Here is a 5,879-nt window from a genome sequence, read left to right as displayed (position 1 = left end):
AGCAGGCCAGGCACCTGGTCGCGGATGAGGGTGGCCGCGCCGGCGAACTGGCCGACCGCGATCTCGGTGTGCAGGCGGGGCACGTCGCGCAGGACCGCGCGGGCGGTGGCGAGAGCGTCGGGCACGGCTGCCAGCCGGCCGCCGAGGCTGGTGAGGCGTTCCTCCGCCGGGGCGAACGGGCGGGCCAGCAGGGTGTGCAGCATCGGGCCGGGGTTGTGGACCAGCGGATTCCACTCGTGCTCGCGGACGTCGCTGAGCTCGAACATGCCGCGCTCGACGATGGCGGACAGGATGGCGTGGTCGACCTTTTCCTGGTCGTCGAAGTCGTCCGGATCCGTGCCGGACAGGGCGTCGGCGGCGTCCCGCAGCATGGTCACGCGGTCGGCCACCGCTCCGGGTGACAGATCGGGCAGGCGATCGTCGAAGCGGTGGTCACCCGCATACGACGCCAGCGCGGGGTCGGTCTCCAGGATGGCGTCGACGATGCTCTCCGCGAGCGGCACGAACTCCGGCATGGAGCGAAATCTACTCGTCGGGTACGACATTCTCGCGCCGGCGGGACCGAAGCGGCAGGCGGATCAGAGCGGCCGGCGAGACCAGAACGGCCAGCGGATGAAAGCGGCCGGCGAGACCAAAGCGGCACGCAGATCAGAACAGCCGGCGAGACCGAAACGGCCGGCGGGACGTCAGCCCTCGGCCTTGCGGATCTCGGCCGCCAGGTCCAGGGCCGCCTGCCGCAACGCGGCCTCCGCGTCGAGCCCCTGCGACCGCGCGTCCGCGACCAGCCGCAGCAACGTCGGCCCCAGGCCCGGCCCGGACGGCAGCGGCACGCCGACTCCAGCCCGCTCAGCGCGCTGGAGGATCTTCGCCGCCAGGGACAGGGCCGGCTGGCTCAGCGCGATCCCCTCCAGCACGGAATCGCGGGCCTTTTCCGCTTTCTTGATGCGTTCCCAGTTGTCGATGATGTCCTCGACGCCGCCGACCTGCTCGCCCGCGAAGACGTGCGGGTTGCGGCGGATCATCTTTTCCACCAGGCCGCCGGCCACGTCGTCGACGCTCCAGCGTTCGTCCTCCGGGAGGTTCTCGGCCAGCCGGGAGTGCAGGACCACCTGGAGCAGTACGTCGCCGAGCTCCTCGCGCAGTGCGTCGAGGTCGGACGCCGCGATCGCGTCGTACGCCTCGTAGCTTTCCTCCAGCAGGTACGGCGCCAGGCTCTCGTGGGTCTGCTGCAGTTTCCACGGGTCCCCGCCCGGCGAGGCGAGCCGGTCCATCACCGCCACCGCGTCCAGCAGCCGGGCGCCCGGCGGGTCCCAGGAGCCGTAGCAGAGCTCCAGTTCGGCCAGGGCCGGCTCGCGGGCCAGGCGCAGGCCGAGGCGCCGGGCGAAGTCCTCGTCACCGGCCGGCCCGGCCAGCCAGATCACCGTCGGGTGGGTGGGCAGCGCCGCGATCAGGGTTTCCGGGTCGGGCTCGATCACCGTGACCGTCACTCCGGAGGAGCGCAGCGCGTCCGCCTGGTCGCTCTCGCCCGGGGTGTAGACCGGGTGGGCGCGGAGCAGGTCCCAGGCCTCGGCCGTGAGCAGACCGGCCGGCAGCCGCGGGGACGTGACCAGCAGGACGATGCGTCCGGCTGGGGCCATCAGGAGACGTCGGTGACGAACGGGGCCTCGGAGGCGTCGGCGCCGGCGAGCGACAGCTCGACCAGGGCCACGTCCGCGTTGCCCGCCTGCGCCGACAGCAGGACGAGCTGCTGGTTGCCGTAGCGGGGGTTGAGCTTGACGTCGTCCTCGGCCACGATCTTGGCGAGCTCGTTACGCAGGCCGATGCTCTGCTGCAGGGCCTGCTTGTTCTCCGCCGAGAGCTGGGTCTTGAACTGCTCGAACGGCGTCGCGCCGGCTTCGCTGCCGGACAGCAGCTTGTCGTAGACCGGGCGCAGGTCGGCGTCGGTCAGCGGGGCCGGGGCCACCTTGGGCAGCAGCGCCGCCCGCAGCTGGAACGTACGCGTGTAGAGCTTCGTGTACTCCCAGTTGGCGGAGTAGTTCGAGCCCTGCGCGACCTGCTCGACCGTGGGCTCGGCGGCGGCCTGCACGCCGTGCGCGCTCGCCGCCTGCTCCAGCACCTGGATGGTGAGCAGGGCGTTCAGCACGTCCTTCTGCTTGAACGGGACCTGCACCGGCGGGACGGGCTGGGCCGAGGCGCCGGCGTTGCCCTGCTGCTGCTGGACCTGCTCGCGGGCCTTGGTCAGCTCGTCGCGGGCCTCGTCGTAGACACCCTCGACCCGGGCCTCGGTGATCGTCCGGCCGTCACCCAGGTACGCGGCCACGTCGGGCTCCGCGCGGCAGGCGGACAGACCGCTCACCGCGAGGGCGGCGACGACGGCGGTGGATGCGAGTCGGCGGGCACGCTGCATGGTTAGCACTCTCTCACGGCTGATGTGACGTACACCGCCCACCCCCTGATATCGGATCATGCCGGCACCGGGGCCGGAACCTCGCCGAGCACGTCCTTGAGCAGCTGCGCGCACCACTGCAGCAGGGCCTGGTCGCGCAGCGGTTCGCCGCCCACCCGCCGGGTCGTCGGCCGGGGCACGCTGACCTGGTCGTTGGTGGTCTTGTAGACGGAGTCCGGGTGGTAACGCTTGAGCCGCATCTGCTTGGAGTCGGGCAGCGGCACCGGCGAGAAGCGCAGGTGCTTGCCCTGCACCGAGACGTCGGTGAGGCCGTACGCCCGGGCCAGCAGCCGGAACCGGGCCACCGCGATCAGGTTCTTGACCTGCTCGGGCGGCTCGCCGTAGCGGTCGGTCATCTCGGCCACGACCTCGTCCAGGCGGGCGTTGTCGCGGGCCTCGGCGAGCTTGCGGTACATCTCCAGGCGCAGCCGCTCCACCGCGATGTAGTCGGTCGGCAGGTGCGCGTCGATCGGCAGGTCCACCTTGACCTCGGGCTCCTCCTCGGGCCGTTCGCCCTTGAAGGCGCTGACCGCCTCGCCGACCATCCGCACGTACAGGTCGAAGCCGACGCCCTCGATGTGGCCGGACTGCTCGCCGCCGAGCAGGTTGCCGGCGCCGCGGATCTCGAGGTCCTTCATGGCCACGTACATGCCCGCGCCGAGTTCGGTGTGCTGCGCGATGGTGGCGAGCCGCTCGTGGGCGGTCTCGGTGAGCGGCTTCTCCCGCGGGTAGAGGAAGTACGCGTACGCGCGCTCGCGGCCACGGCCGACCCGGCCGCGGATCTGGTGCAGCTGGGACAGGCCGAGCAGGTCGGCCCGCTCGACGATGAGCGTGTTGGCGTTCGGGATGTCGATGCCGGACTCGACGATGGTCGTGCAGACCAGCACGTCGAAGTCCTTCTCCCAGAAGCCGACCATCACCTTCTCCAGGGCTTCCTCGCCCATCTGGCCGTGCGCGACGGCGACCCGCGCCTCGGGCACCAGCTCGCGCAGCCGGCGGGCCGCCTTGTCGATCGACTCGACCCGGTTGTGCAGGTAGAAGACCTGACCGTCGCGCAGCAGCTCGCGGTGGATCGCCGCGGCCACCTGCTTGTCGTCGTGGGCGCCGACGAAGGTCAGCACCGGGTGCCGTTCCTCCGGCGGGGTGGCGATGGTGGACATCTCGCGGATGCCGGTGATCGCCATCTCCAGGGTGCGCGGGATCGGCGTGGCCGACATGGTCAGCACGTCGACCGAGGCGCGCAGGGTCTTGAGCTGCTCCTTGTGCTCGACGCCGAAGCGCTGCTCCTCGTCGACGATGACCATGCCGAGGTTTTTGAAGCGGGTCGCCGCGGCCAGCAGCCGGTGGGTGCCGATGACGATGTCGGCGGTGCCGTTGGCCGCCTCTTCCAGCGTCTGGGTGGCCTCCTTGGGCGTCTGGAACCGGGAGAGCTGCTTGATCGTCACCGGGAACTGGCTCATCCGCTCGGCGAACGTGTTGTAGTGCTGCTGGGCGAGCAGCGTGGTGGGCACCAGGATGGCGACCTGCTTGCCGTCCTGGACCGCCTTGAACGCCGCCCGGACCGCGATCTCGGTCTTGCCGTAGCCGACGTCGCCACAGATCAGCCGGTCCATCGGGACGGCCAGCTCCATGTCGTGCTTGACCTCGACGATCGCCGCCATCTGGTCGGGGGTCTCGGTGTACGGGAACGCGTCCTCGAGCTCACGCTGCCACGGGGTGTCCGGGCCGAACGCGTGGCCCTTGGACGCCTGCCGGGCCGCGTACAGCTGGATGAGCTGGGCCGCGATCTCCCGGACCGCCTTGCGGGCGCGGGCCTTGCTCTTCTGCCACTCCGAGCCGCCCATCTTGTGCAGCGTCGGCGACTCGCCGCCGACGTAGCGGGAGAGCTGGTCGAGCTGGTCGGTGGGGACGAAGAGCCGGTCGCCGGGCTGGCCGCGCTTGCTGGCCGCGTACTCGATGACCATGTACTCGCGCTCGGCGCCGTTGACCGTGCGCTGCACCAGCTCGACGTACTTGCCGATGCCGTGCTGCTCGTGCACGACGTGGTCGCCCGGCTTGAGCTCGAGCGGGTCGATGGTGTTGCGCCGCCGGCTGGGCATCTTGCGCATGTCCTTGGTGGACGCGCCGCGGCCGCCGGTGATGTCGTTGCCGGTGATGATCGCGAGCCGGGAGCTCTCGTCGACGAAGCCGTGGTTGAGCCCGCCGCAGGTGACCAGGAGCTGGCCCGGCTCGATTGCGGTCTCGATGGCGTCGACCGGGGTGACTCCGAGGCCGGCGTCGCGCAGCAGTTCGGTGGCGCGCTGGGCGGTGCCGTGGCCCTCGAAGACCAGCGCGATGGCCCACTGCTCGCCGGCCCATTGCCGCAGGTCGGCGGCGAGCTTGGCGGTGTCGCCGTGGTAGAGCGGCACGGGCTGGGCGTGCAGGCTGATGGCGTCGCCGAGGTCGGGTGCGACCTCGACGGCGGGCGTCTCCAGCCACGGGGTGTCCGTGGCGGCGGGCTCCTGCGTCGGGTCCAGGCCGAACGGCGAGACGGTCCACCACGGCTGGTGCAGGACCGCGGCGTGGGCGCGTACGTCGGCGAGGGTCTTGAACGCGGCGGCGCCGACGTCGATCGGGGCCTGGCCGCCGACGGCGGCCGCGGCCCAGCTGGCCTCCAGGAACTCGTCGGAGGTACGGGTCAGGTCGTGCGCCCGGGTGCGGATCCGCTCGGGGTCGCAGAGCAGCACGTGGGTGCCCCGCGGCATGCAGTCGATCAGCAGCTCCATCGAGTCGGTGCCGTCCATGAGCGCGGGGGCCAGCGACTCCATGCCCTCGACCGGGATGCCGTCGGCCAGCTTCTCCAGGATCTCGCCGATCTCGGGGTGCTGCTCGGCCAGCTCGGCGGCGCGGGCGCGCACCTGCGGGGTGAGCAGCAGCTCGCGGCAGGGCGGGGCCCAGAGTCGCGGGACCTCTTCGATCGTGCGCTGGTCGGCGACGGCGAAGGTGCGGATCTCCTCCACCTCGTCGCCCCAGAACTCGACCCGGGACGGGTGCTCGTCGGTGGGCGGGAAGACGTCGAGGATGCCGCCGCGCACGGCGAACTCGCCGCGCTTGGTGACCAGGTCGACCCGCGCGTACGCCATGTCGGTGAGCCGCCGCGCGACGGTCTCCAGCTCGGCGGTGCCGCCGGTGGCCAGCTCCACCGGCTCGAGGTCGCCCAGGCCCTTGAGCTGGGGCTGGAGCAGGCTGCGGACCGGCGCGACGACGACCTGGACCGGCTCGACGCCGGTGGCGTCCGGGTGGGCCAGGCGGCGCAGCACGGCCAGCCGGCGCCCGACGGTGTCGGAACGGGGCGAGAGGCGCTCGTGCGGCAGGGTCTCCCAGGACGGGAAGACGGCGACCCGGTCGGGCGAGATCAGGCAGCCCAGCGCGTCGGCCAGGTCGTCGGCCTCGC

Annotated in this window: 4 protein-coding genes; all 4 read right to left on the bottom strand. The window is 71.8% G+C overall.

The features are described 5' to 3' along the window. A partial coding sequence (locus AB0C29_RS30070; RefSeq protein ID WP_360827090.1) for a DUF885 family protein occupies positions 1–515 on the bottom strand: 515 nt, incomplete at its 3' end. Between the two features lie 171 nt (positions 516–686). Beyond that, complete coding sequence (locus tag AB0C29_RS30065; RefSeq protein WP_360827087.1) at positions 687–1,637, bottom strand: MazG family protein; 951 nt, start codon at positions 1,635–1,637, stop codon at positions 687–689. Further along, positions 1,637–2,407, bottom strand: a complete 771-nt coding sequence (locus AB0C29_RS30060; RefSeq protein ID WP_360827084.1) for a hypothetical protein — start codon at positions 2,405–2,407, stop codon at positions 1,637–1,639. The genes AB0C29_RS30065 and AB0C29_RS30060 overlap by 1 nt, the downstream gene beginning before the upstream one ends. Before the next feature lie 56 nt (positions 2,408–2,463). Next, the coding region (gene mfd, locus AB0C29_RS30055) for a transcription-repair coupling factor (RefSeq protein ID WP_360827081.1) at positions 2,464–5,879 on the bottom strand (3,416 nt) is incomplete at its 5' end.

Source organism: Actinoplanes sp. NPDC048791, assembly GCF_040650095.1.
Classification (GTDB): domain Bacteria; phylum Actinomycetota; class Actinomycetes; order Mycobacteriales; family Micromonosporaceae; genus Actinoplanes.
Note: the sequence above shows the minus strand (reverse complement) of the source record. Positions and strands in the feature narration are given on the sequence as shown.

What these genes read in the sequence shown, in the direction of transcription:
- AB0C29_RS30060 (WP_360827084.1), bottom strand. Translation starts at nt 2,407, where the DNA reads ATGCAGCGTGCCCGCCGACTCGCATCCACCGCCGTCGTCGCCGCCCTC.
- AB0C29_RS30065 (WP_360827087.1), bottom strand. Translation starts at nt 1,637, where the DNA reads ATGGCCCCAGCCGGACGCATCGTCCTGCTGGTCACGTCCCCGCGGCTG.